At 60.6% G+C, this 24,232-nt stretch carries 20 protein-coding genes; 7 read left to right on the forward strand and 13 right to left on the reverse strand.

What is annotated here, in order from left to right:
* The first annotated feature begins 226 nt into the window (after positions 1-226).
* Both ilvA and PSH86_RS15025 read left to right on the forward strand, forming a co-directional pair.
* The gene (gene ilvA / locus PSH86_RS15020) at positions 227-1,291 is read left to right on the forward strand and encodes a threonine ammonia-lyase, biosynthetic (protein ID WP_116832363.1); all 1,065 of its coding nucleotides are present in this window, start codon (positions 227-229) and stop codon (positions 1,289-1,291) included.
* A 319-nt stretch (positions 1,292-1,610) separates the two neighbouring features.
* Positions 1,611-1,910, forward strand: coding sequence for a DUF1652 domain-containing protein (locus tag PSH86_RS15025; RefSeq protein ID WP_109755379.1), 300 nt, complete (start codon positions 1,611-1,613; stop codon positions 1,908-1,910).
* A gap of 81 nt (positions 1,911-1,991) precedes the next feature.
* On the opposite strand, the gene PSH86_RS15030 is transcribed toward PSH86_RS15025, so the two are convergent.
* From PSH86_RS15030 to PSH86_RS15080, 11 genes are all read right to left on the reverse strand, one after another.
* Positions 1,992-2,255, reverse strand: a complete 264-nt coding sequence (locus PSH86_RS15030; protein ID WP_109755380.1) for a DUF2790 domain-containing protein — start codon at positions 2,253-2,255, stop codon at positions 1,992-1,994.
* Between the two features lie 204 nt (positions 2,256-2,459).
* Positions 2,460-3,398 (reverse strand): carbohydrate kinase, encoded by a 939-nt coding sequence (locus tag PSH86_RS15035; protein WP_109755381.1) that lies wholly within the window; start codon positions 3,396-3,398, stop codon positions 2,460-2,462.
* A 12-nt stretch (positions 3,399-3,410) separates the two neighbouring features.
* A complete protein-coding gene (gene xylB, locus PSH86_RS15040) occupies positions 3,411-4,898 on the reverse strand; it encodes a xylulokinase (protein ID WP_163858830.1) in 1,488 nt (495 codons plus the stop codon).
* 207 nt (positions 4,899-5,105) lie between these two features.
* Positions 5,106-6,587 carry a mannitol dehydrogenase family protein gene (locus PSH86_RS15045; protein ID WP_163858828.1) on the reverse strand — a complete coding sequence of 494 codons (1,482 nt, stop codon included), beginning with the start codon at positions 6,585-6,587 and terminating at the stop codon, positions 5,106-5,108.
* A gap of 15 nt (positions 6,588-6,602) precedes the next feature.
* Positions 6,603-7,706 carry an ABC transporter ATP-binding protein gene (locus PSH86_RS15050; RefSeq protein ID WP_116832367.1) on the reverse strand — a complete coding sequence of 368 codons (1,104 nt, stop codon included), beginning with the start codon at positions 7,704-7,706 and terminating at the stop codon, positions 6,603-6,605.
* Between the two features lie 39 nt (positions 7,707-7,745).
* A complete protein-coding gene (locus tag PSH86_RS15055) occupies positions 7,746-8,576 on the reverse strand; it encodes a carbohydrate ABC transporter permease (protein ID WP_109755385.1) in 831 nt (276 codons plus the stop codon).
* A gap of 10 nt (positions 8,577-8,586) precedes the next feature.
* The gene (locus PSH86_RS15060) at positions 8,587-9,522 is read right to left on the reverse strand and encodes a carbohydrate ABC transporter permease (protein WP_053184628.1); all 936 of its coding nucleotides are present in this window, start codon (positions 9,520-9,522) and stop codon (positions 8,587-8,589) included.
* 163 nt (positions 9,523-9,685) lie between these two features.
* Positions 9,686-10,996, reverse strand: a complete 1,311-nt coding sequence (locus PSH86_RS15065; protein ID WP_109755386.1) for a sugar ABC transporter substrate-binding protein — start codon at positions 10,994-10,996, stop codon at positions 9,686-9,688.
* 293 nt (positions 10,997-11,289) lie between these two features.
* Entirely contained in the window at positions 11,290-12,195 is a 906-nt protein-coding gene (locus tag PSH86_RS15070) for an AraC family transcriptional regulator (protein WP_109755387.1), read from the reverse strand.
* Positions 12,196-12,265: 70 nt separating this feature from the next.
* Positions 12,266-13,558: a glycosyltransferase gene (locus PSH86_RS15075; protein WP_305490333.1), complete on the reverse strand. Its 1,293-nt coding sequence runs from the start codon at positions 13,556-13,558 to the stop codon at positions 12,266-12,268.
* A gap of 77 nt (positions 13,559-13,635) precedes the next feature.
* Positions 13,636-14,007 (reverse strand): response regulator, encoded by a 372-nt coding sequence (locus PSH86_RS15080; protein WP_109755389.1) that lies wholly within the window; start codon positions 14,005-14,007, stop codon positions 13,636-13,638.
* 259 nt (positions 14,008-14,266) lie between these two features.
* On the opposite strand from PSH86_RS15080, the gene PSH86_RS15085 reads away from it, so the two are divergent.
* The 5 genes from PSH86_RS15085 to PSH86_RS15105 are packed head-to-tail and all read left to right on the forward strand — an operon-like array spanning position 14,267 to position 20,804.
* Entirely contained in the window at positions 14,267-17,749 is a 3,483-nt protein-coding gene (locus PSH86_RS15085; protein ID WP_116832369.1) for a response regulator, read from the forward strand.
* Positions 17,749-18,564 carry a protein-glutamate O-methyltransferase CheR gene (locus tag PSH86_RS15090; protein ID WP_109755391.1) on the forward strand — a complete coding sequence of 272 codons (816 nt, stop codon included), beginning with the start codon at positions 17,749-17,751 and terminating at the stop codon, positions 18,562-18,564. The genes PSH86_RS15085 and PSH86_RS15090 overlap by 1 nt, the downstream gene beginning before the upstream one ends.
* On the forward strand, positions 18,561-19,148 hold the full coding sequence (locus PSH86_RS15095) for a chemotaxis protein CheB (protein ID WP_116832370.1): 588 nt from the start codon (positions 18,561-18,563) through the stop codon (positions 19,146-19,148). Before PSH86_RS15090 ends, PSH86_RS15095 begins: the two co-directional genes overlap by 4 nt.
* A gap of 5 nt (positions 19,149-19,153) precedes the next feature.
* Positions 19,154-20,434 carry a hybrid sensor histidine kinase/response regulator gene (locus PSH86_RS15100; protein ID WP_109755393.1) on the forward strand — a complete coding sequence of 427 codons (1,281 nt, stop codon included), beginning with the start codon at positions 19,154-19,156 and terminating at the stop codon, positions 20,432-20,434.
* Entirely contained in the window at positions 20,427-20,804 is a 378-nt protein-coding gene (locus PSH86_RS15105; protein ID WP_109755394.1) for a response regulator, read from the forward strand. The genes PSH86_RS15100 and PSH86_RS15105 overlap by 8 nt, the downstream gene beginning before the upstream one ends.
* 204 nt (positions 20,805-21,008) lie before the next feature.
* Here PSH86_RS15105 and PSH86_RS15110 read toward each other — a convergent pair whose 3' ends face one another.
* Together PSH86_RS15110 and PSH86_RS15115 are read right to left on the reverse strand one after the other, a co-directional pair.
* Positions 21,009-22,679 carry a response regulator gene (locus PSH86_RS15110; RefSeq protein WP_305490334.1) on the reverse strand — a complete coding sequence of 557 codons (1,671 nt, stop codon included), beginning with the start codon at positions 22,677-22,679 and terminating at the stop codon, positions 21,009-21,011.
* The gene (locus tag PSH86_RS15115; RefSeq protein WP_109755396.1) at positions 22,676-24,178 is read right to left on the reverse strand and encodes an ATPase domain-containing protein; all 1,503 of its coding nucleotides are present in this window, start codon (positions 24,176-24,178) and stop codon (positions 22,676-22,678) included. Before PSH86_RS15115 ends, PSH86_RS15110 begins: the two co-directional genes overlap by 4 nt.
* Between the last annotated feature and the right edge of the window lie 54 nt (positions 24,179-24,232).

Consider the following 24,232-nt stretch of genomic DNA (forward strand, 5'->3'; position numbering starts at 1 on the left):
CCTCGCCGCAAGCGGGTGAACCAAGCCCATCTGTGTATTTTGGATTGACTTGGCCCCCATCCCCCAGCTAACTTTCAATCATGACTTCCACCGTACTGCGCAGCCAGCCAAGCATTATTACCGCCATTCCTTATTTGGCGGGCTAGCTGACGACTGCACCCAACCCGCCCTAGAGGCGGGTTTTTTCTTTCTGTCTCCAGGGTTCTGTCCAAACCAGGAGACCGCCATGACCGCTACCCCCGCCGAGCAAGCCCTGCTGGAACATTACGTCAAAAAAATCCTGGCCGCGCCGGTGTACGAACTGGCTGTGCGCACGCCACTGCAAGCGGCCCCTGCATTGTCCGAAGCCTTGGGCAACACGATCCTGCTCAAGCGTGAAGACCTGCAGCCGACCTTTTCCTTCAAGATCCGCGGCGCCTACAACAGACTGGTTCAATTGACCCCGGAGCAGCGGGCCCGTGGGGTCATCACCGCTTCGGCGGGCAATCATGCCCAAGGCGTGGCGCTGGCGGCGCGGGAGTTGGGTATCTCGGCCACCATCGTCATGCCCTTGACCACTCCGCAATTGAAGGTGCTGGGCGTACGCAACCGGGGTGCTGAGGCGTTGCTGCACGGGGAGAGTTTTCCGTTTGCCCTGGAGTACGCCCTGGATTTGGCCCGGCAGACCGGGCGGGAGTTCGTGTCGCCTTTCGATGACCCGGACGTGATCGCGGGGCAGGGCACCGTCGCCATGGAGATCCTGCGCCAGCACCCCGGCAGGCTGGATGCGATTTTTGTCCCGGTCGGCGGCGGTGGGCTGATCGCTGGAATCGCAGCCTACGTCAAGTACCTGCGTCCGGAAGTGTGCATCATCGGTGTCGAGTCGCAACACTCCGCCTGCCTGCAGGCGGCGTTGGTGGCGGGGGAACGGGTGACGCTGCCGAGTGTGGGAACCTTCGCCGATGGTGTGGCCGTCGCACAGATCGGCGCCCATGGCTTCGAGGTCTGCCGTTTCTGTGTCGATGAGGTCATGACCGTCAGCAACGATCAACTGTGCGCGGCGATCAAGGACATCTATGACGACACCCGCTCAATCACCGAGCCCTCTGGCGCCTTGGCTGTGGCGGGCATCAAGCAGTACGTGGCCCGAACCGGCGCGCACGGCCAGACCCTGGTGGCGATCGATTCCGGTGCCAATATCAACTTCGACAGCTTGCGGCATGTGGCCGAGCGCGCGGCCATGAATCCGGTTTGCAGCCCGAGTCACAGTTTTTTTGCACGAGGCGACGGATGCCCTCTCACCCAGCCGTAATAGGGGCTACTCTAGCTTTCGACAGGAGAAAAGCGATTGCAGTTTGCATGGGGTTCTTACCGTTGCCTTGCATTCTGCACGACCGGTCCGGCGTCAGGTAAAGCTAAGTGATTGATTTGAATCAAGCCAGGGCGTCGTGAATTCAGGCATGTTATTTGCGGGATGATTCAGGAGTTCGCTTAATGGGGCTCATTGATTAGAAACGCCAAAAACGAAGAACGGCACGGCATTCGTAGTCCCAGTCCGCATGGAAGAAACGGACGAAAAGAATACCGCCGTTGTGTACATAAATTGGCCGCCTCAACAGGAGAGAGTTGCCATGTTTTTATCTGCCCTCGAAATGCGAAATATCATTGAAAGCAGCTTGCTGCCCAAGCGCTCGCAATGCACCTTGTCACCCGATTTGTCGATGACCATCAAGATCTACGATGATCATGAAACCGACCGCGTGGCCTTGGTAAAAACTGGCATCGATGCTCAAAAACTCACGGGTTGCCGTGCAATCAACGACTTGATTGCCGAACTGCGCACCGAACTCGACCAGAACCACGGCCAGAATCAACACCACAATCCCGCCGGCAATCATTTTCATCAGTTACATCGGATGACCGGGCGTTAAAATACGCGCCCTGTACAAGCACATCGACGCCTGGCCCGGTCATTGTCCGAGCCAGGCGTTTTGTTGTCCGCCACCCGCCAGTCAATTTTGATAACTGCAGGAATCCGATAGTTTGCGGTAAGAGACATCACGGGTTTGCCCCGTCTTGTCGATGTACACCATCTGTGCCGTCACGACCTTGCAATAAGGCGTTGATGGCTCCTTCAGCGATACCACCTTTTTGATCTCCAGCGGCATGCCATAACGGTAGGGCGTGGGTTGTCCGGCGTTGTCAGCCTGGGCCATCACGCTGATGCCAGTCAGCAGTACCAAAGACGACGCGGCGACTAATCGACGAATATTCATGAGCGAGACTCCGCAGCAGAGAGAAAATCGACCTGATGTTCAAACATCGGGCCTGCCGCGCGGGACCTCAGGAGGGATACGCGGTCCGGGACAGTGTCGGATCGCGGGATTAAACGAGAGTTAAAGCGAATCGCTTGGCTTTTGTGTGGGGTGGCAACCGCTGCCGAAGGCTCGGTGGCGTTCGGCAGCGGCGGGTTGCGAGCGTCAGTTCAACTGTCGCCGGTAAGGCAGGTCTGGGCCGGTCTTTGCGCAGGTCAGGGCCGCGGCGCGTATGGCGAAGTCGAGCATGGCGCTGATCTGGTCGCGGGTCAGGGTGTTCAGGCCTTCGACCGAATCCAATTGCTGTTCGGTGAGCCAGGTAATCAACGCAGCCTGGAAGGTGTCGCCGGCGCCCACAGTATCGGCGATCTTCACCGAGCAGGCGGGCATTGACCACGAACCGTGTTGGCGACTGAATACCGTGGCGCCCTGGCCGCCGCGGGTCAAGAATACCAGTTGGCAACGGTGCTGCAGCCAGCCATCAATGACCGCTTGTGGCTCAAGCTCGGGGTAGAGCAGGTGCAGGTCTTCGTCGCTGACCTTGATCAGGTCGGCATATTGCACCAGCGTTGCGATCCGTGAACGCCACAGTTCGATATCCGGCTGCGGGTTGAGGCGCACGTTCGGGTCGAGGCTGATCAGGCGCTTGCCGCTCTCGCGCTGTACCAGGGCCAGCAGGGTGTCGGCAATCGGCTGGACCACCAGCGAGAACGAGCCGAAATGCAAGCCACGCACCTCCGGGCCCAACGTCGGCAGATGGGCCAGGCTCAATTGTCGGTCCGCGCAGCCTTCGCCGCGAAAACTGTAGTGGGGCGAGCCATTGGCGCCGACGGCCACCATCGCCAGGGTCGTCGGTGCGTCGAAGTCCAGCAGGTATCGGGCGCTGACGCCTTCGTTGAGCAGCACCTGCTGCAAGCGTCGGCCCAGGTAGTCAGTGGACAGCCCGGCAAACAGCGCGGACTCGACACCCAGGCGCCGCAACCCGACCGCCACGTTGAACGGCGAGCCGCCGGCAATGGCCTTGAAGTTCACTTGCGAGGCCGGGCCGCCAGCCTCGGTTTCACTGAAAAAATCAAACAGTGCTTCACCACACACCAAATACATAGTTGCCTGCTCTCAAAGGGTTGCGACGTGTTGTCGATAATGTTCATAAGCGTGTTGGGCGGCCGCGACGTGCCCGGCGATGGGCTGGGTTTCACTGTCCAGGTCGAGCTTGACGCAGCGCTCGCACAGTTCGGTCAGGTTCTCTTGCGTCCCTGAATGGCACCATGCCGCCTGAATCGCCGCGCCAAGGGCTGCGGCTTCGCTCTGTTCGGTGCAGATGACCGGGGTATTCATGATATCGGCGACGATCTGCCGCCACACCGGGCTCTTCGAACCGCCGCCGATCAGGCGGATACTCTGGGCCTCAAGCCCGTTGGCCCGCAGCAGGTCCAGGCCGTAGCGCAACCCGAAGGTCGTGCCTTCGACCACGGCCCGGCACAGGTTGGCCCGGGTCAGGTTGGTGGTGGTCAGGCCCAGCAGGCTGCCGCTGGCATGGGGCAGGGCGGGAACGCGCTCACCGTTGAGGAACGGCAGCATGCACACGCCCTCGGCGCCAATCGGGGCTTGGGCCACCAGGGCGTTGAAGGCGGCGATGTCCAAGTCCAGCAATTCGCGTATCGCACCAGTGGCGTTGGTCAGGTTCATGGTGCAGATCAGCGGCAGCCAACCACCGCTGGAAGAGCAGAAGGTCGCCACCGACGCTTCCGGGCTGACCACTGGCTCTGCGGCATAGGCGTAGACCGTGCCGGAGGAGCCGAGGCTCATGGTGATCACGCCGGGCTGGATGTTACCGGTGCCGATGGCGCCCATCATGTTGTCGCCGCCACCGCTGGACACCACGGCATTCGGGTTGATGCCCAGGTGCGCGGCAATGGCCGGCAGGATCCGACCGACCGGCTGATGAGCGTCGATCAGTTCCGGCAACGCCACTTGCAAGCGGCCGCTGGGGTCGATGTGTTGCAGTAACGGCACGTCCCATTGCCGGGTACGTACATTGAAATAGCCGGTGCCCGAGGCATCGCCGTATTCGCTGCAATGGCGGCCGGTCAGCCAATGATTGAGAAAGTCGTGGGGTAGCAGGATGCTGGCGATGCGGGCGAAAACCTCGGGATGCTGTTCGCGGGTCCACAGCAGCTTGGACACCGTGTAACCCGGGGCGATGACCACGCCGAGGCGTTCCAGGGAGCCGCTTTCACCGCCCAGGTGGGCCAGTAGCCGTTCGTTTTCCGGAGTGGTTTCGGTGTCGCACCACAGCTTGGCCGGGCGCAGGACCTGGCCTTGCTCATCGAGCAAGACCAGGCCGTGCTGCTGGCCGGAAACGCCGATGCCGAGGATGGCCTGGCCATCGACCCCGGCGGCGGCCAAGGCTTGATGGGTCGCCTGGGTAAATGCATCGAGCCATTGCTGGGTATCTTGTTCACGGCGACCGTTGGCCTCGCTGATCATACTGTGGGCAGCGGCGCCCTGGCCGAGTACCTGGCCGCTGAACGCATCCAGGATCAGCGCCTTCGTGCCTTGGGTGCCGCAGTCGATGCCCAGGAACAATTGTTGGTTTGCCATAAAAATCCTTTGTGTCAGATCAAATCACCAACAGGTAATAGCAATTCGTTCAGCAAACACATCTGTGGCGAGGGAGCTCGCTCCCGCTGGGCTGCGCAGCAGCCCCTGAGTCCAGGCAGCGCGGTGAACCTGACAAACCCAGGGGGTCGCTTCGCAACCCAGCGGGAGCAAGCTCCCTCGCCACAAAAAGCGGTTCACGGTCGAGCCTCAGTTCGCGTCAGCCAACACCCGCTCAAGCGTCCGCGTAACACCGTGCTCGCGCAAGCTATTGCAGCACCATTCGAATGCTGCCACGAACTCCGGCGAGCGGGGAATCGCGGTGCCAAAGATTTCTTCTACCTCCAGCAGCCGCTGGGTTACCAGCGCATCGTCAGCCACCAAGGCCTGGCAGAATGCCGCCCGTGGGTCCGGGATCGAATACGTCACGCCGTTCTCGTCCACACCCTTCAGGTACACCGCCCAGGCCGCCACCACCAGCGCCGCGCGGCGGGTTTCGCCGCCGTCGGCGATCAAGCGGTTGATGGTCGGCACGGTGAATTTCGGAAACTTCGAAGAACCGTCCGAACAGACCCGCTCCAACTGGTCGGCAATCGCCTGGTTGGAAAAACGTTCCACCAGGGTGTTCTTGTAGTCGGTCAGGTCGATGCCCGGTACCGGGGCCAGTTGCGGCGTCACGTCCAGGTCCATGTAGGCCCGCATGTAACGCACGAACAGCGGATCGTTCATGGTCTCGTGGACAAAGCGATAACCCTTGAGGAAGCCCAGGTAGGTCAACGCCAGGTGACTGCCGTTGAGCAGCTTGATTTTCATCTCTTCATAGGGCGAAACGTCATCGGTGAACTGCACGCCGACTTTTTCCCAGGCCGGGCGACCGTTGACGAACTTGTCTTCCAGCACCCATTGCACGAACGGTTCGCAGACCACCGGCCAGGCGTCGTCGATGCCATGTTCGTCATGCAACTGCAAGCGATGGGCGCCGCTGGTCATCGGGGTGATGCGATCGACCATGGCATTGGGAAAACTTACGTTCCCGTCGATCCATTGGCCCAGTTCCGGGTCGCGCAGTGCGGCAAACGCCAGCAGTGCCTTGCGAGTGACCGCTCCGTTGTGGGGAAGGTTGTCGCAGGACATCAGCGTGAACGCCGGCGTCCCCGCAGCACGGCGCTTGGCCAGGGCGGCACAGAGGAAGCCGAAAACCGTTTTCGGTGCCTCGGGATGGGTCAGGTCATGCTGAATCTGCGGCAGGTGGGCCATGAACTCGCCATTGCTGTCGTCGATGCAATAGCCACCTTCGGTAATGGTCAGCGAAACGATGCGGATCAGCGGATCGGCCAGTTTGTCGATCAGCGCCTGGGCGCTATCTTCGGCCAAGAGCATGTCGGCGATGGCGCCGATGACGCGGACTTCGGTGTCGTCGGTGTCGCCCAACTCATAAAGCGTGAACAGATAATCCTGGCCTGCCAGGTCATCCCGGGCGCGACGGTCTTCGGGTCGAAGACCTACGCCACAAATGGCCCAGTCGAGGCCTTCGCCGGTATTCATCAACGCATCGGTGTAATACGCCTGGTGCGCGCGGTGGAAACCACCGACGCCAATGTGGGCGATACCCTGGCGACGGTCGCCCAGGCTGTAAGCGGGCAGGGCGACCTCGGCGTTGAGGTTGTGCAGGTTCTGTCGGTTGAGTTTCATCACAAGTCTCTACAATCAGGCGGCGGCGCGCAGCGCACGGGTCACCGCTACGCCTTCGGCATCGAATAAATGGCAGTGTTCAGCGTCCAGGTGCAGGTTCAGTTGCTCGCCGAAACGGCTCGCCAGATCGCCGCGAACCCGCATGGTCAAAGCTTCACCCGACGCGGTCACGACATGGCAGAACGTGTCGCTGCCCAGGCGTTCGCTGACATCGGCGGTAACCTGCAGCGTGCAATCGCCCGGTTGCGCCAGGTTCAGGTGCTCCGGACGAATCCCCAGGGTCACCGCACCGCCAACGCTCAGGCTGGCACCGCTCAATGGCAGGCTGATACGGGTTCCGGCGTCCAGCAGGACCTCGCAGCCCTGGCTGTCCAGGCCCGTGACCTTGCCTTTGAGAAAGCCCATTTTCGGTGTGCCGAGGAACCCGGCGACAAACAGATTGGCGGGTTGGTGATACAGCTCCAGCGGCGAGCCGACCTGTTCGATGCGCCCGCCATTGAGCACCACCACCTTGTCGGCCAGGGTCATGGCTTCGACCTGGTCGTGGGTCACGTAGATCATGGTCGCCTGCAGCTCTTTGTGCAGCCGGGCCAGTTCCAGGCGCATCTGCACCCGCAGGGCGGCGTCGAGGTTGGACAGCGGTTCGTCGAACAGGAAAATCTTCGGGTTGCGCACGATGGCCCGGCCGATTGCCACACGCTGGCGCTGGCCACCAGACAGTTGCTTGGGCTTGCGTTCGAGCATTGGCCCCAGTTCGAGGATGCGCGCCGCTTCATTGACCTTCTTCTCGACCTCGGCCTTGGGTACACCGGCCAGGTCCAGGGCGAAAGACATGTTCTTGCGCACGCTCATGTGCGGGTAGAGGGCGTAGGTCTGGAACACCATCGCCAGGTCGCGTTTGGCCGGGCTGACTTCGGTAATGTCCCGGCCGTCCAGCTCGATGGTACCGTCGCTGACTTCCTCCAGGCCGGCGATCAGCCGCAGCAGCGTGGACTTGCCGCAGCCCGATGGCCCGACGAAGACCACGAACTCGCGGTCGTTCACCTCAAGGTCGATGCCCTTGATGATGGAGAAGCCTTCGAAACCTTTTTGCAGATTCTTGATTTTCAGGTTGGCCATGATGATGGGCCTCCACTTCTGATTATTGTGTAGGGCGCGTTACTTCACCGCGCCGAAAGACAAACCGCGCACCAGCTGTTTCTGGCTGATCCAGCCAAAAATCAGGATCGGCGCACAGGCCAGGGTCGAGACGGCCGACAATTTGGCCCAGAACAGACCTTCCGGGCTGGAGTAAGAGGCGATCAACGCGGTCAATGGCGCGGCTTTGGACGAGGTCAGGTTCAGTGACCAGAAGGCCTCGTTCCAGCACAGGATCAACGACAGCAACACGGTGGATGCCAAGCCGCCCTTGGCAATCGGCAGCAGCACGCGGACCATTTCCTGCCACAGCGTGGCGCCATCCAGACGCGCGGCCTCGAGGATGTCGCGAGGAATATCCTTGAAGTAGGTGTAAATCATCCAGACCACGATGGGCAGGTTGATCAAGGTGTAGATGATGATCAACGCGATCCGCGTATCCAGCAGACCAAATTGCTTGGCCAGCAGGTAGATCGGCATCAGCACGCCCACCGGCGGCAACATCTTGGTGGAGAGCATCCACAGCAAGGTGCCTTTGGTGCGCTGGGTTTCGTAGAACGCCATGGAGTAGGCCGCCGGCACCGCGATCAGCAGGCAGAGGGCGGTGGCGCTGAAGGAAATCACCACCGAGTTCCAGGCGAAACTGAAGTAGTTGCTGCGCTCGTTGATGTGCAGGTAGTTCTCCAGCGTCGGCGCGAAGATGAATTGCGGCGGCGTGGCGAATGCGTCGATTTCGGTCTTGAAGCTGGTCAGCACCATCCAGAAGATCGGGAAAAAGATCAGGATCGCGATGGCCCAGGCCAACGTGCCCAGCAGCAGGCTTTGCAGGCGACGGGTTTGTTGAAGAGTCATGGCGACGGCCTCAATGCTTGTCGGTGAGGTTTTTGCCGATCATCCGGACCAGGATGATGGCGGCGATGTTGGCGATGACCACGGCAATCAGGCCACCGGCCGAAGCCATGCCGACGTCGAACTGCACCAGCGCCTGGTTGTAGATCAGGTAGGCCAGGTTGGTCGAGGCGTAGCCGGGGCCGCCGTTGGTGGTGGTGAAGATCTCGGCGAACACCGACAGCAGGAAAATCGTCTCGATCATCAGCACCACGGCAATCGGGCGGGCCAGGTGCGGCAGGGTCAGGTGCCAGAAAATCGCGATCGGGCCGGCACCGTCCAGGCGTGCGGCTTCTTTCTGTTCCTGGTCGAGGGACTGCATGGCGGTCATCAGGATCAGGATCGCGAAGGGCAACCACTGCCAGCTCACGATGATGATGATCGACAGCAACGGATAGTGGGCCAGCCAGTCCACCGGTTGGGCACCGAACAGTTTCCACACCGAGGCAAGGATTCCCGAGACCGGGTGGAAAATCAGGTTCTTCCAGATCAGCGCGCCCACCGTGGGCATGATGAAGAATGGCGAGATCAGCAGCACCCGGACGATGCCGCGCCCAAAAAACTCACTGGCTTCCAGCAGCGCACTGATCAACACCCCTAGCACGATACTGATCAGCAACACGCTGCCCACCAGCAGCAGGGTATTGGTCGCACCGGGCATGAAGCCCGAGTCGGTGAGGAAATAAGTGAAGTTCTCCAGCCCCACGAATTCGTTTTCGCCGGGGTAGAGCAGGTTATAGCGAATCATCGAGAAATAGACGGTCATGCCCAGCGGCACGATCATCCACAGCAGCAATAAAGCGACTGATGGGCTGACCAGGAACCAGCCGGGGTTGGCCAGGCGGATCTTGCGCGCTGGCGGCGGGGCAATCTCGATTGGGGCTTTGGCAGTTGTCGTTGAGCTATTCATGAGTGCTTACTCTTATGCGACGCATTCCCTGTGGCGAGGGAGCTTGCTCCCGCTGGACCGCGCAGCGGGCCCATGCCGATAGGCAATCCTCTCGATCGCCAGGGCGGGCTTCGCCCGCCAGCGGGAGCAAGCTCCCTCGCCACAAATGGATGTTTACAGGCCTTTACTTGGGATACCCGGCGCGTTTCATCTCGCGTTCGGTGGTGGACTGCGCTGCGGTCAACGCCTGGTCCACGGTCTGCTGGCCGGTCAGCGCGCCCGAAAAGAACTTGCCGACCTGGGTACCGATGGCCTGGAACTCGGGAATGGTCACCAACTGGATGCCGATATAGGGCACAGGCTTGAGCGTGGGGGCTTTCGGGTCGGCGACTTTCAACGACTCCAGGGTCACCTTGGCAAACGGCGCGGCCTTCATGTAGTCGTCGCTGTAGGTCGAGGTGCGTGTGCCTGGCGGTACGTTGGCAATGCCATCGGTCTTGGCGACCAATTGGCTGTACTCCTTGGACGTCGCCCAGGAAGTAAAGACCTTGGCCGCTTCCTTGGCTTTGGAACTGGTGGGGATGGCCAGCGACCAGGAGTACATCCACGAGGTGCCTTTGTCGGTCGTTTCATGGGGGGCGAAGGTGAATCCGACGTGATCGGCCACCTTGCTCTGGGTCTTGTCGGTGACGAACGAGCCGGCGACGCTGGCATCGACCCAGACCGCGCACTTGCCGCTGTTGAACAACGCCAGGTTTTCATTGAAACCGTTGCTGGAAGCGCCCGGCGGGCCGGATTTCTTCATGTTGTCGACGTAGAAGTTCAAGGCATTCTTCCACTCGGGGCCATTGAACTGCGGCTGCCACTTCTCATCGAACCAGCGCGCGCCAAAACCGTTGGCCAGGGTCGTGATCAGCGCCATGTTTTCGCCCCAACCGGCCTTGCCGCGCAGACACAGGCCATATTGCTCCTTGGTCTTGTCGGTGAGTTTTTCGGCGAACTCACCGATCTGGGTCCAGGTAGGGTGTTCGGGCATGGTCAGCCCGGCGTCCTTGAACAGGTCGGTGCGGTAGTAGGTGATCGAGCTTTCGGCATAGAACGGCAGGGCGTACAGCGAGCCCTTGACCGACAAGCCATCGCGCACGGAAGGGAAGACGTCGTCCAGGTCATAGGAGGCGGGCAGGTCTTTCATGGGTTCCAGCCAGCCCTTGGCGCCCCAGAGTGCAGCTTCGTACATGCCAATGGTCAATACGTCGAACTGTCCGCCTTGGGTGGCGATGTCGGTGGTCAGGCGCTGGCGCAGGACGTTTTCTTCAAGCACCACCCAGTTCAGCTTGATGTCCGGGTGCTCGGCCTCGAAGGTTTTCGAGAGCTTTTGCATGCGGATCATGTCGCTGTTGTTGACGGTGGCAATGGTGAGGGTCTGTGCGCCAAAGCTGACGCTGCTGAGGGTCATGCAGGTGGAGACAAGCAGAGCTTTTACCGAAGGTTTCATCGCGCACTCCTTTTCCGCGCCCAAAGGCTGCAGAAGGACAGTTATTGTTTTTGTGTCTTCCGGATGAAGGGAAGAATGTGCGCTGATTACAGCCCTCAATGGACGGTATGACAAATCATCCGTCGCACTTGTGCTGATACTTTTTTGCACTGCATGGGGCGGCGATGGGAATTATCTGTGGGAGCAAGGCTCGCCCGCGATGAAGTTGACACGGTCTTTCGGGGAACCGAGGCGTCTGCATCGCGGGCAAGCCTTGCTCCCACATAAATCCCGCCACAGAAATGAGCCGAGATTCAGCCCTGGTTCTGCTCGGTCAACCGCTGCACCGCCAGTCGCCGGTAGTGGGACGGGGTCATGCCCTTGAGCTGCTGGAAACGCCGGTTGAAGTTGGAGATGTTGTTGAAACCGGATTCGAAGCACACGTCGGTCACCGGTTTGTCGCCATCGGCCAGTAACTCGCAGGATTTGCTGATGCGCAGGCGATTGACGAATTCAATGAAGCAGCGGCCGGTGGCCTGTTTGAACACCCGGCTGAAATAGGTGGGTTTCATGCCCAGATGCTCGGCCACTTCTTCCAGGGACAGTTCCCGGGCGTAGTGGGCAAAGATGTAGTCCACCGCGCGGTTGGTGCGGTCGATGCTATGTTCGTCCGCCGTTTGCGGGGCCGTGGCGCCGGAAAGCAGTTGATAGTCGTCCGTGGCGGCCAGCAGTTCCATCAGGATGAAAAAATGCCCCAGGCGGCTCATGCCCTGGGAATCGGCGATGCGTTGCATCAGGATCATGGCCTGGCGGATGGTGCGCTTGCAGCGGAACTCGATACCGTACTGGGCGCGTTCAAGCAGCGGTGCGACGGTCTTGAGTTCGGCGAATACCTGGTGGCCGCTTTCGAACAACTCATCGGTGAAATTCACCAGCATGTCGCGCTTGGGCACCACTTCGTCCTCGGCCACCTGACTGATCCAGTTGTGGGGCAGGTTGGGGCCGGTCAGAAACAGCGACTGCGGATAGAAGTTGCCGATGTAATCGCCAATGAACACCTTGCCGGAACTGGCCACGATCAGGTGCAGCTCGTATTCCTTGTGGAAATGCCAGCGCACCAGCGGGCAGGGGAAACCGTGCTGGCGGTAGATGATGGACAGCCCGTTATGGTCGTCCATCAATTCATAGGAAGGGTCGGTGACTCTGGCTGGTCGGGTCATGGGCCTGGCGCTTTTATTGTTATCGCCGTTGGATAATGCCCCCTTCGCCAGGCGGGTGCCACTCTGACTTCTAAGCGTTGCGATTTTTTTCTTCGATCCACTGGGACATGTACTGGGTGCTTTTGTGCTGGTGGTGACGCAGCATGCTGCCGGTGAAATTGTCCCGGCGGCGTTGCACCAGGTTCGCCCGGCAAGCATTGATGCTTGCGATCAGCGCCGGGCCGTGCACCTGTTGCCGGTAGCGGTTTGCGAGCAGGGCGAGGCCGGCAGCCTGGGCCTGGGTCCAGCGCCCCTGGTCGCGATACAACTGCACTGCCGCGTTGGCGATACCTTCGGCACTCTGGGCAATCGCGCCGGGCCAGGGCATGTCGCCGTGCATGTCTTCGGCCCCCACGGGCGTGGTGACGTTGGGTGTGCCACAGAGCATGGCGTCGATCAGCTTGCCCTTGATGCCGGCGCCGAAACGCAACGGCGCCAGGCAGATGCGCGCCGCCGACATGACCTGCAAGGCGTCCTCGGCCCAGTTCATGATATGAAAGCCCTGGGCCGGGTTATGCAGCGCGGCAGCCTTGGGCGGCGTGTAGGCGCCGTACAGGTGCAGTTGCGCGCCGGGCAATTGTTGGCGGATAAGTGGCCAGACGGCGTTTTTCATCCAGAGCACGGCGTCCCAGTTCGGCGCATGGCGGAAGTTGCCGATGCTCAGGAAATGCGCTCGTTCCTCGAACGGCACCGATTGTTCACCGGGCAGATCCAACATCAACGGGCACCAGTGCAGCAGGCTGCGGGGCAACTTGAAATGTTCCACCAACAGTTCGATTTCCACCTCGGACACCATCAGGGCGAGGTCGCAACGATACAGGGCGGCGATTTCCCGCTTGGCCAGGTCGGTGTCGGCCATAAGCTGGAATTCCTCGGCCAGGGCCGGGGCGAAGAGGTCGCTGAAATCCTCGTTGGCCTCGTCGCGCTTCAAACGGTCCTTCAGGCGCTGATGCCGGGCGTGGCGCAGGCTTTGCAGATCGGAGGTCTCCAGCAGCCGCAGGGCGTCGGGGCAGTGCTTCTCGACCCGCCAGCCGAACTGCTCTTCCATCATGAACTGGTCGAACAGCACGATGTCGGGCGCCAGTTCACGGATGAACGCGTCGAAGCTGCTGCTGTTGAGTTCGATGGGCACTTCGCGGATGCCCAGTGTGATCAGGTCCGCGCGGTTTTCGCCGGGGTTTGCCGGGCTGCTGAACGTGATGTCCCAGCCTTGCCCGAGAAAAGTGTCGAGGATCTGCATGACGTGCCCACTGGCAGCCGATGAACGCGGCTCGGGCCAGACATAGCCGATAACCAGGACCTTGGTGGCGGTGGGGGGCAGCATGGGCAGGGGATTCCTCGAAGCGGATCAGGCGCCATCGGCGCGCGGGGCGCCGATAGTGACCAAGAATGCGATCCGGCTCAAGAAAGAATGCGCTTGACCTTGTCACGCAGCTGATCGATGGAGAAGGGCTTGCCGATCACCGACATGCCTTCAGGCACGTCGATGCTTTCGGCATACCCGCTGGCAAACAGCACCGGCAGGTCCGGGCGCACGGACCGAGCCTGCTTGGCCAACTCCCGCCCGTCCATCACCGGCAGGCCGACATCGGTCATCATCAGGGCGATGGCCTGCTCCTCGTCGCGTAAAAATGCCAGTGCTTGCTCACAACCGTCCGCCTCCAGCACCTGGTATTCCAGTTCCTCCAGTACGTCGACGATCAACATCCGCACAATGTCGTCGTCTTCGACTACCAGGATGGTGGGCGGGATGGCAGGAGGAGGGGTGGACATAGTTGACATTCTCGAAGATAGGGACGGGAGGGAAGGTAAAAAATACGGCCTCATTCATGAGTAAGTGCCAAGGCGGCACAAGTTCCCTGGGTTGTACAAGAAAGGATCTATAGTACAAGAGCTGACTAGGATAGTCGCTTCCTTGCTACAAGGCAGATCGTCGCGGGACTTGCGTCTTTGACTCGTCGGAAAGTGTGGATCCAACCGCCGTTTTTCGGGCAAACTCCACGGTTTTCAACTGTCCACCAAGGCCCTTTCCATGACTCCTTCGTCTTCGGTCGACGAGAAAAGTTTTCGTAAACTCCTGAGCCGCAATATCAGCCTGCCGCTGGGCATGGGCGCCCTCAGCGCGGTGTTTTTCATCATCCTGATCACGTACCTGCTGTCGGTGATCCAATGGGTCGGGCATACCGACAGGGTGATCAATAATGCCAACGAAGCGCTCAAACTGAGCGTGGACCTGGAAACCGGCATGCGTGGCTACCTTCTGAGCGGTGACGAGCATTTCCTCGACCCCTACGAAGTAGCCAAGCCGCGGATCGCTGTCGCGTTGGACACTCTGTTGGAATTGACAGCCGACAACCCCGTCCAGACCGACCGCCTGCACAAGATACAAGCCCTTCAGACGGAGTGGGCCAATTACGCCCAGAGCATGATCGACCTGCAACGCAGCAGCGGCGATTACCGGGGCGCGGTAAAGGCCGGGCGGGGCAAGCGCCTGACCGATGAAATTCGCAAGTCTTTCGAAGACATCGTCGAGACCGAGCAGCAACTGCGTGCGGCGCGCAACCAGGATGTACGCACCACCACGGTCTGGAGCATTGCCCTGTACCTGCTGTTCGTCGCCGCGGTCAGCGGGTTGCTGGCCTACGTCGGTCGCCGGGATCTGCTGAGCCTGTCCAACAGCTACAGCGCCAGCCTGAAAGTCCAGCAGCGCAGCGCCTTGCACCTGGAGAAACAGGCCTGGTTGCGCAATGGCCAGACGCTGCTGGCCGAGCAGGTCCTGGGGCAGTTGTCCCTGAACCTGTTGGGCCGCAACATCCTGCAGTTCTGCGCGAAGTACCTGGATGTCGCGGTCGCTGCGCTTTATGCGCGGGAAGAAAATGGTGTCCTCAAGCGCGTCGCCACCTACGGCCTGTCCCGGGAGGATGACGAACAGCAGCAAGTGATCGTCGACGGTGAAGGCATCGCTGGCCAGGCTGTGCAACAGGGACGCCTCATCCGCCTGGATGACGTACCGGACGACTATCTGAAAGTCAGCTCCGGGTTGGGGCGAGGCCTGCCCAACAGCGTACTGGTGGTGCCTACCAGTGACGATGACCGGATCAACGGTGTCATCGAGCTGGGCTTCCTGCGGCCATTGACCGAGCGCGACGTCGAGCTGCTGGAGCTGATTTCCGGCAATATCGGCACCTCGATCGAAGCGGCCCGTTATCGCCAGCGCTTGCAGGAAGTGCTGGCCGAAACCCAGCAGTTGAACGAAGAGCTGCAGGTCCAGCAGGAAGAACTCAAGACCGCCAACGAGGAACTGGAAGAACAGTCGCGCATCCTCAAGGAATCCCAGGCCCACCTGGAAACCCAGCAGCAGGAGCTGGAGCAGACCAACGAGCAATTGGCCGAGCAGCGCGACGCCATGGACCAGAAGAACAGCGAACTGAACCTGGCCCAGATCCAGTTGCAGGAGCGCGCCGAAGAGCTGCAGCGTTCGAGCAAGTACAAGTCAGAGTTCCTGGCCAACATGTCCCACGAGCTGCGCACGCCGCTCAACAGCTCGCTGATCCTGTCCAAGCTGCTGGCGGAAAACCCGCAGAAAAACCTCAGCGAGGAGCAGGTCAAGTTTGCCGAGTCGATCTACTCCGCTGGCAACGACCTGCTGAACCTGATCAACGATATTCTCGACATCTCCAAGGTCGAGGCCGGAAAGCTGGAAGTGCGCCCGGAAAACACCAGCGTGCAGCGTTTGGTGGATGGGTTGCGGGATATGTTCGAGCCGCTGGCGGCGGATAAGGGCCTGAGGTTCGAGGTCCAACTGCTACCCGATGCGCCGACGATGCTCTATACCGACCGCCAGCGCCTGGAGCAGGTGATCAAGAACCTGCTGTCCAATGCCGTGAAGTTCACCGAGCAAGGTTCCGTCTGCCTGTCCGTGGCCGGCCAACCAGGCTCGGGCATCGCGTTCATGGTGCGCGACTCGGGGATCGGCATCGCCGCCGATCAGCAGCAGAGCATCTTCGAAGCGTTCCGCCAGGCCGATGGCACGACCAATCGTCGTTACGGCGGCACCGGCCTGGGCTTGTCCATTTCCCGGGACCTGGCCGCGTTGCTGGGCGGCTCGATCTCCGTTTCCAGCGAACCGGGGCAGGGCAGCGTGTTTACGTTAGTAATGCCTGAACGTTATGTCGAGCCCGGGGACACACCGATAGAGCCGATGACGTTCACCCCGACGGCTGCCGCGCCAGCACCGGCTGCGCCAAAAGCCGCACCGGCACCGCTGATCGCAGAGGTGGACACGCCGATTGCCCGATTTGCCGACGACCGCGACAAGGCACCGTTCGACACCCGCTGCATCCTGGTGATCGAAGATGAGCCCGGTTTCGCCCGGATCCTGTTCGACCTGGCCCACGAACTCGGCTATCAATGCCTGGTAGCTCACGGCGCCGATGAAGGTTTTGACCTGGCTTTGCAACTGGCCCCCGACGCGATCCTGCTGGACATGCGCCTGCCAGACCATTCCGGGCTGACGGTGTTGCAGCGGCTCAAGGAGCGGGCCGAAACCCGGCACATCCCGGTGCACGTGATTTCCGTCGAAGACCGCGTCGAAGCCGCCATGCACATGGGCGCCATTGGCTATGCCGTCAAGCCGACCACTCGCGAAGAGCTCAAGGATGTATTCGCCCGCCTGGAAGCCAAGCTGACCCAGAAGGTCAAGCGCGTGCTGCTGGTGGAGGACGATGACCTGCAACGCGACAGCATTACCCGCCTGATCGGCGACGATGACATAGAGATCACTGCCGTTGGCCTGGCCCAGCAAGCCCTGGACCTGCTACGGAGCAACGTCTACGACTGCATGATCATCGACCTCAAGTTGCCGGACATGCTCGGCAATGACCTGCTCAAGCGCATGTCCAGCGAAGACATCTGTTCCTTCCCACCGGTGATCGTCTACACCGGGCGCAACCTGACCCGCGACGAAGAAGCCGAACTGCGCAAGTATTCACGCTCGATCATCATCAAGGGCGCTCGTTCGCCAGAGCGCCTGCTGGACGAGGTGACACTCTTTTTGCACAAAGTCGAATCCCGGTTGTCCCATGAACGGCAGCGGATGCTCAAGACTGCCCGCAGCCGCGACAAGGTGTTTGAAGGCCGCAAAGTGCTGCTGGTGGATGACGATGTGCGCAACATCTTTGCCCTGACCAGCGCCCTGGAGGCGAAGGGGGCCATCGTTGTCATCGGCCGTAACGGCTTCGAGGCGATCGATCGCCTGAACGAATTCGACGACATCGACCTGGTGCTGATGGATGTAATGATGCCGGAGATGGACGGTTTCGAGGCCACCGCGCTGATCCGCAAGGACCCGCGCTGGCGCAAGCTGCCCATTATTGCCGTGACGGCCAAGGCCATGAAGGATGACCAGGAACGCTGCCTGGCGGCGGGTTCCAATGACTACCTGGCCAAACCGATCGATCTGGATCGTCTGTTTTCGCTGATTCGCGTGTGGTTGCCGAATATGGAAAGAATTTAGTGGAACGTGACTCTGACATTGAACTGCGTTTGTTGATCGAAGCGATCTACCTCAAGTACAGCTACGATTTTCGCGATTATTCCGGTGCCTCGGTCAAGCGCCGGGTCCACCATGCGCTGAACCAATTCGAGTGCAAGACCATTTCGGCATTGCAGGAGCGCGTACTGCACGATCCGGGAGCGTTCATGCAGTTGCTGCAACTGTTGACGATCCCCGTCAGCGAGATGTTTCGCGACCCTTCGCATTTCCTGGCCATTCGCGAGGAAGTCGTGCCGTTGCTCAGGACCTATCCTTCGATCAAGATCTGGATCGCCGGTTGCAGCACGGGGGAGGAGGTCTACTCCATGGCGATCCTGCTGCGCGAAGAGGGCCTGCTGGACCGCACATTCATCTATGCCACCGATATCAATCCGCGTTCGTTGGAAAAAGCCAAGCAGGGGATTTTTTCCCTGGAAAACGTGCGCACCTATACCCAGAACTACCAGAATGCCGGAGGGCGGCGCTCGTTTGCCGATTACTATACCGCCGCCTACGATTATGCGATGTTCGACAAAACCCTGTGCGAGAACGTGACCTTTGCCGATCACAGCCTGGCGACCGACAGTGTCTTCTCAGAGACTCAGTTAATTTCTTGTCGTAACGTATTGATATATTTCAATAAAAAGCTACAAGATCGTGCGTTTGGATTGTTTCATGAGTCCCTTTGTCACCGTGGTTTCCTGGTATTGGGCAGTAAGGAAACGCTGGATTTCTCGGCTTACGGCCATCGATTCGAGCCGTTGGTCAAACAGGAACGGATCTATCGCAAGTTATGAACCACACGAAGGACAGATCCAATTCGCCCATCGAGGCCATTGTCGTCGGTGCGTCGGCCGGCGGTGTCGAAGCGCTGCTCAGGGTGTTCGGACACCTGCGCAAAGGCTTTGGCGTGCCCATCATGGTGGTATTGCACTTGCCGGATGAGCGCAACAGCCAACTGGCCCATGTGTTCGGTCATCGTCTGGCGGTGCCGGTGGAGGAAGCCCGGGACAAGCAGGACATCGTGCCGGGAACCTTGTACGTCGCCACGCCCGGCTATCACTTGTCGGTCGAGGCCGACCGTAGCCTGTCGTTGAGCCTGGAGGAACCGGTACACCATTCACGGCCGTCCATCGATGTGTTGTTCGAGTCGGCCGCCGATGCCTACGGCCAGAAACTGCTCGCCGTGGTGCTGACCGGTGCCAACAACGATGGAGCCCTGGGCTTGGCGAGGGTCAAGGCGCTGGGCGGGATCACGGTGGTCCAGGACCCCGGCGAAGCCCAGGTCTCGACCATGCCCGAAGCGGCGCTGGCCCTGCACAAGCCCGACCATATCCTTACTTTACAGGGCATCGGCCAATTGCTGGCCGGGCTGGAATGAACCACATGCCAAGAGATATTCAAGCCAAACTGCTGATCGTCGACGATCTGCCTGAGAATCTGTTGGCCCTGGAAGCGTTGATCAGGGGAGGCGACCGCGAGGTCTTCAAGGCCCTGTCGGCGGACGAAGCGCTGTCCCTGTTGCTGCAACACGACTTTGCCCTGGCCATCATCGATGTGCAGATGCCGGAGATGAACGGTTTCGAACTGGCCGAGCTGATGCGCGGTACGGAGAAGACCCGCAGCATTCCCATCATCTTCGTCAGTGCCGCCGGCCGTGAGCGCAACTATGCCTTTACCGGTTATGAAAACGGTGCGGTGGACTTCCTGCACAAGCCACTGGACACCCAGGCGGTCAAGAGCAAGGTCAATGTGTTCGTCGAGCTGTATCGCCAACGAAAGGCCATGAAGGAGCAGGTCGTGGCCCTTGAGCAGAGTCGCCGCGAGCAGGAGGTCCTGTTGCAGCAACTGGAGGCTACTCGCGGTGAACTGGAGCAGGCGGTGCGCATGCGTGACGACTTCATGTCCATCGTCGCCCACGAGGTGCGCACGCCTCTCAATGGGCTCATTCTCGAGACACAGTTGCGCAAGATGCACTTGGCCCGGGACAACGCCGCGGCGTTTAGCCTGGACAAGGTGCGGGCGATGGTCGAACGCGACGAGCGGCAGATCAAGAGCCTGATCCGGCTGATCGAGGACATGCTGGATGTGTCGCGGATTCGCACCGGCAAGCTGTCGATCCGTCCGACTCGCTTCAACTTGACGGCGCTGGTGGAAAATCTGCTGCGCAATTTTCAGCCGCAGATCGCCATCGCCGAGTGCTCGTTGACCTGCATGGCCGAACCGTCGGTGGAGGGGCTTTGGGATGAGTTTCGCATCGAGCAGGTGGTCTCGAACCTGTTGACCAATGCCTTGCGCTACGGCGGCAAGAGCCCGATCGAAGTGCGTGTCTACAAGACGCCGGAGCATGCCTGCATCGAAGTCCAGGACCATGGCATCGGTATCAGCGAGGAAAACCAGAAGCGTATCTTCCAGCAATTCGAGCGCGTATCGTCCAAGGCGGCCGCCGCAGGCCTTGGGCTGGGGTTGTTCATTTCCGAGCAGATCGTCACGGCCCATGGCGGGACAATCACGGTCAACAGTCGGCTCAATGAAGGCGCGTTGTTTCGTGTTTGCCTGCCCTTGCAGAAAACTGTCTTGGACAAAACCGCCCAACAGACGCAACCTCTGAGAGACCCCAAGGTCGTATCAGCAGCTATTGATCGAACAAAGGCTTCTCATGAGTGAAGATGCGCAAGATGTTGTATTGATCGTCGAGGATGACCCGTCGATCCTGATGGTGTTGTCGGCCTATTTATCGGGCGAAGGGTATCGGGTGCTGCAGGCAGAAAACGGCGAGCAGGCGTTCGAGATCCTGGCGAGCAAGCCTCACCTGGACATGATGATTACCGACTTCCGCCTGCCGGGCGGTATCACCGGTGTGCAGATCGCTGAGCCGGCGGTCCGGTTGCGCCCCGACCTGAAAGTCATCTTCATCAGTGGCTACGCGCAGGAAGTGCGCGACACCGATAGCCCCATCACCCGCAAGGCGCCGATTCTGGACAAGCCGTTTGACCTGGATGAGCTGCAGCGCATCATGCAGTCGATGTTGTCGTAGGTAGGAAGAGGGGGAGATCCTGGCAGCAACCCCTGTGGCGAGGGAGCTTGCTCCCGCTGGGCTGCGCAGCAGCCCCAATGCCAGGCGAAGGGGGTGTGTCAGATTGTCTTGATCAGCTTGATTGGGGGCGCTTCGCACCCCAGCGGGAGCAAGCTCCCTCGCCACAGTGCTCAAAATGCCCCCAGGCGATGTCCTCCCATCGCCTCAAACCTGGATCATCTCCCGCACCTTGGCCGTCAACAAATCAAACGTGAACGGCTTGGTGATCATCTGCATTCCCGGGTCAAGGAAACCGCCGCGTACCGCTGCATGTTCGGCATAGCCGGTGATGAACAGCACCCGCAGGTCCGGGCGGATCTGCCGGCCGATTTCCGCCAGTTGCCGACCATTCATGCCGGGCAGGCCCACGTCGCTGATTAGCAGGTCGATACGTTGGCCTGACTGGAGGATCGGTACCGCGCCGTTGGCGTCGGCCGCTTCCACAAAGGCATAACCCAGCTCGCTCAATACCGCGCTGACCAGCACCCGCACCGCTGGATCATCCTCGACGATCAGCACGGTCTCACCGTCTTGTGCATACGGTGCGTGCTGGGTGGTGACCTGGGGTTCATGTATTTCTTCGCCGCGAAAACGCGGCAGGTAAAGATTTACGATGGTGCCTTTGTCGACTTCGCTGTCGATGGTCACATGGCCACGCGACTGCTTGCTGAAGCCATAGATCATCGACAGGCCCAGCCCGGTGCCCTGGCCGATTGGCTTGGTGGTGAAGAAGGGGTCGAAAGCGCGGCCGATGACGGCTTCGGGCATGCCGCAGCCACTGTCCTGTACGCTTAGCACCACATAGTCGCCGGGTTCCAGGTTGGTGTAGGCGTCAGTGAAGTCGGCGTCCAGGTGTCGGTTAGAGGTCCGCACCACCAGGTTCCCGCCGTTGGGCATGGCATCCCGGGCGTTGAGGACCAGGTTGAGCAGGGCACTTTCCAGTTGGTTGGGGTCGGCTTCGGCGATCCAGAGTTGTTCGTCCAACTGCATGTCCAGGTGGATGCTTTCGTTGAGGCTGCGTTGCAGCAGCTCGCCCATGGACAGCACCAGCGTGTTCATCTGGACGGCTTTGGAGTCCAGCGATTGTCGTCGGGAAAACGCCAGCAGGCGATGGGTCAGGCCGGCAGCGCGGTTGGCCGAGGTCACGCCCAGGTCGATCAGGCTGTCCAGGTCCTCGGTGCGGCCCCGGGCCAGGCGTCGACGCAGCAGTTCGAGGCTGCCGATGATCCCGGTGAGCATGTTGTTGAAGTCGTGGGCGATACCGCCGGTCAATTGGCCGACGGCCTCCATTTTCTGCGACTGACGCAGGGCTTCTTCGTTGTGGCGCAGTTGGGCGGTGCGCTCTTCCACCTGCTGCTCGAGGGTTTCGAGAGTGTTTTGCAGCCGCAGCTCACTATTACTCAGGTCGATCAAGCGGTCGCGGGCTTCGTACTGCCTTCGGCGGCCGCGCAGGGCGGTGGTCACCAGGCTGATCAGGGTCACCGGGTGGAAAGGGCGCTCGAGGAAGGTGACGTTGCCCAATTGCGCACCGATACGTGCCGCCGGGTTCTGTTCCGGGCCGCCATGATGGGTCAGCAAGACAATGGGCAGGTCGGACCAGGCCGGCTGTTGCTCGATATGCAGGGACAGCGTTTCCAGGTCGGGCCCGACCAAGGCTTCCGAGGAAATCACGAGCAGGCCGGCACCGTCTTCCAGTTCCTGGCACAAATGCCTCAGATGACGGCAGATGAGGCCCGCAAAACCGGCCTCGTTGAGGATCATCAAGGCGATCTGGCTGTCTCGTCCCAGTGGCGCGAGGATCAATGCCCGCTCCGACAGGGGCTCGCTCAAGGTCACTGGAGATCATCCTTGAGCAGCGGGTGATCCGCTCCCATGTAGGTCGGCACGCCACGCAATACGCCCTGGAATGCTTCCAGCGGTTCACCGATGGTCATGCCCTGGCCGCTGATGCGGTATTCGCGGATGGTGGACTCGTGGCTGCCGGTGCGTTTCTTGATGATGGAAATCGCGCGGCGAACCTTGCCCAGTGCTTCGAAATATCGCAACAGAATCACCGTGTCGGCCAGATAGGTAATGTCCACGGGCGCTTGCATGTCGCCTACCAGCCCGTGCTGGGCAACCGTCATGAAAGTCGCCGCACCCTTGCGGTTGAGATAGAGCAACAATTCATGCATGTGCAGCACCAGGGCGTTCTCTTCCGGCATGGCCGCCTGGTAGCCGTTGATGCTGTCGATGACCACGGTTTTGATGTCGCCCTCATCGACGCAACGGCGCACGCGGTGGGAGAACTCGCCCGGGGACAGCTCGGCGGCGTCCACTTGTTCGATCAGCAGGTTGCCGGTCTCCTGCAAGGCCCGCAGATCGATGCCGATGTTATTCATGCGCTCGAACAGCAAGCCCAGTTCTTCATCGAAGATGAACAGTGCCGCTTTCTCGCCGCGATGCACGGCGGCTGCGGCAAAAATCAGCGCAATCAGCGACTTGCCGGTCCCTGCCGGGCCCAGGATCAAGGTGCTGGAGCCGGTCTCGATACCGCCGCCGAGCAGCGCATCCATTTCGCCGATGCTGCTGGAGAGTTGCTGGCGCAGGTACCGGCCGCGGTGTTCGGCAGCCACCAGGCGCGGGAAGACGTGCACGCCATCGCCCATGATGGTGAAGTCATGGTAGCCGCCGCGGTACTTCTGCCCGCGATACTTGACCACCCGGATCCGCCGCCGCTCGGCGCCATAGTTGGGGGTCAGTTCTTCCAGGCGAATCACGCCGTGGGCGACGCTGTGCACGGTTTTGTCGAGGGACTCGGTGGTCAGGTCGTCGAGCAGCAGGACCGTGGCGTCGTAGCGCACGAAGTAGTGCTTGATCGCCAGGATCTGGCGACGGTAACGCAGGGAGCTTTGCGCCAGCAGGCGGATCTCCGACAGGCTGTCGAGCACGACCCGGGTCGGCTTGACCCGTTCGACCACTTCGAAGATCTGCCGGGTCGCTTCGCCCAGCTCCAGGTCCGAGGAGTACAGCAGACTCTGCTGGTGTTCGGCATTGAGCAGGCTTTCGGGCGGGGTCAGCTCGAAAATATGAATATTGTCGTCCAGCGTCCACCCGTGGGAGGTTGCGCCCTGACGCAGTTCACGCTCGGTTTCCGATAGCGTGATGTACAACGAGCGCTCGCCAGCCTTGGCGCCGGCCAACAGAAAATGCAGCGCGACCGTGGTCTTACCAGTCCCCGGTTCTCCCTCAAGCAGGAACACGTGGCCGCGGGACAAACCACCGGAAAGGACATCGTCCAGTCCTTCGATGCCGGTGGCGGCTTTTGCACTGATCAACTCGTTAGATGTAGACAAAAATAGCCCTCTCATGACTAGGGAAGTGGGCAGCAGGCGGGGTAGCGCCTGAAA

The sequence above is a fragment of the Pseudomonas sp. FP2300 genome, from assembly GCF_030687595.1.
GTDB classification, from domain to species: Bacteria; Pseudomonadota; Gammaproteobacteria; order Pseudomonadales; family Pseudomonadaceae; genus Aquipseudomonas; species Aquipseudomonas bijieensis.

Coding starts and splice junctions, on each gene's coding strand:
- PSH86_RS15065 (WP_109755386.1), bottom strand. CDS start 10,996: ATGAAACCTTCGGTAAAAGCTCTGCTTGTCTCCACCTGCATGACCCTC.
- PSH86_RS15035 (WP_109755381.1), bottom strand. CDS start 3,398: ATGTATTTGGTGTGTGGTGAAGCACTGTTTGATTTTTTCAGTGAAACC.
- xylB (WP_163858830.1), bottom strand. CDS start 4,898: ATGGCAAACCAACAATTGTTCCTGGGCATCGACTGCGGCACCCAAGGC.
- PSH86_RS15075 (WP_305490333.1), bottom strand. CDS start 13,558: ATGCTGCCCCCCACCGCCACCAAGGTCCTGGTTATCGGCTATGTCTGG.
- PSH86_RS15100 (WP_109755393.1), top strand. CDS start 19,154: ATGCCAAGAGATATTCAAGCCAAACTGCTGATCGTCGACGATCTGCCT.
- PSH86_RS15105 (WP_109755394.1), top strand. CDS start 20,427: ATGAGTGAAGATGCGCAAGATGTTGTATTGATCGTCGAGGATGACCCG.
- PSH86_RS15085 (WP_116832369.1), top strand. CDS start 14,267: ATGACTCCTTCGTCTTCGGTCGACGAGAAAAGTTTTCGTAAACTCCTG.
- PSH86_RS15045 (WP_163858828.1), bottom strand. CDS start 6,587: ATGAAACTCAACCGACAGAACCTGCACAACCTCAACGCCGAGGTCGCC.
- PSH86_RS15025 (WP_109755379.1), top strand. CDS start 1,611: ATGTTTTTATCTGCCCTCGAAATGCGAAATATCATTGAAAGCAGCTTG.
- PSH86_RS15030 (WP_109755380.1), bottom strand. CDS start 2,255: ATGAATATTCGTCGATTAGTCGCCGCGTCGTCTTTGGTACTGCTGACT.
- PSH86_RS15070 (WP_109755387.1), bottom strand. CDS start 12,195: ATGACCCGACCAGCCAGAGTCACCGACCCTTCCTATGAATTGATGGAC.
- PSH86_RS15055 (WP_109755385.1), bottom strand. CDS start 8,576: ATGACTCTTCAACAAACCCGTCGCCTGCAAAGCCTGCTGCTGGGCACG.
- PSH86_RS15095 (WP_116832370.1), top strand. CDS start 18,561: ATGAACCACACGAAGGACAGATCCAATTCGCCCATCGAGGCCATTGTC.
- ilvA (WP_116832363.1), top strand. CDS start 227: ATGACCGCTACCCCCGCCGAGCAAGCCCTGCTGGAACATTACGTCAAA.
- PSH86_RS15050 (WP_116832367.1), bottom strand. CDS start 7,706: ATGGCCAACCTGAAAATCAAGAATCTGCAAAAAGGTTTCGAAGGCTTC.
- PSH86_RS15080 (WP_109755389.1), bottom strand. CDS start 14,007: ATGTCCACCCCTCCTCCTGCCATCCCGCCCACCATCCTGGTAGTCGAA.
- PSH86_RS15060 (WP_053184628.1), bottom strand. CDS start 9,522: ATGAATAGCTCAACGACAACTGCCAAAGCCCCAATCGAGATTGCCCCG.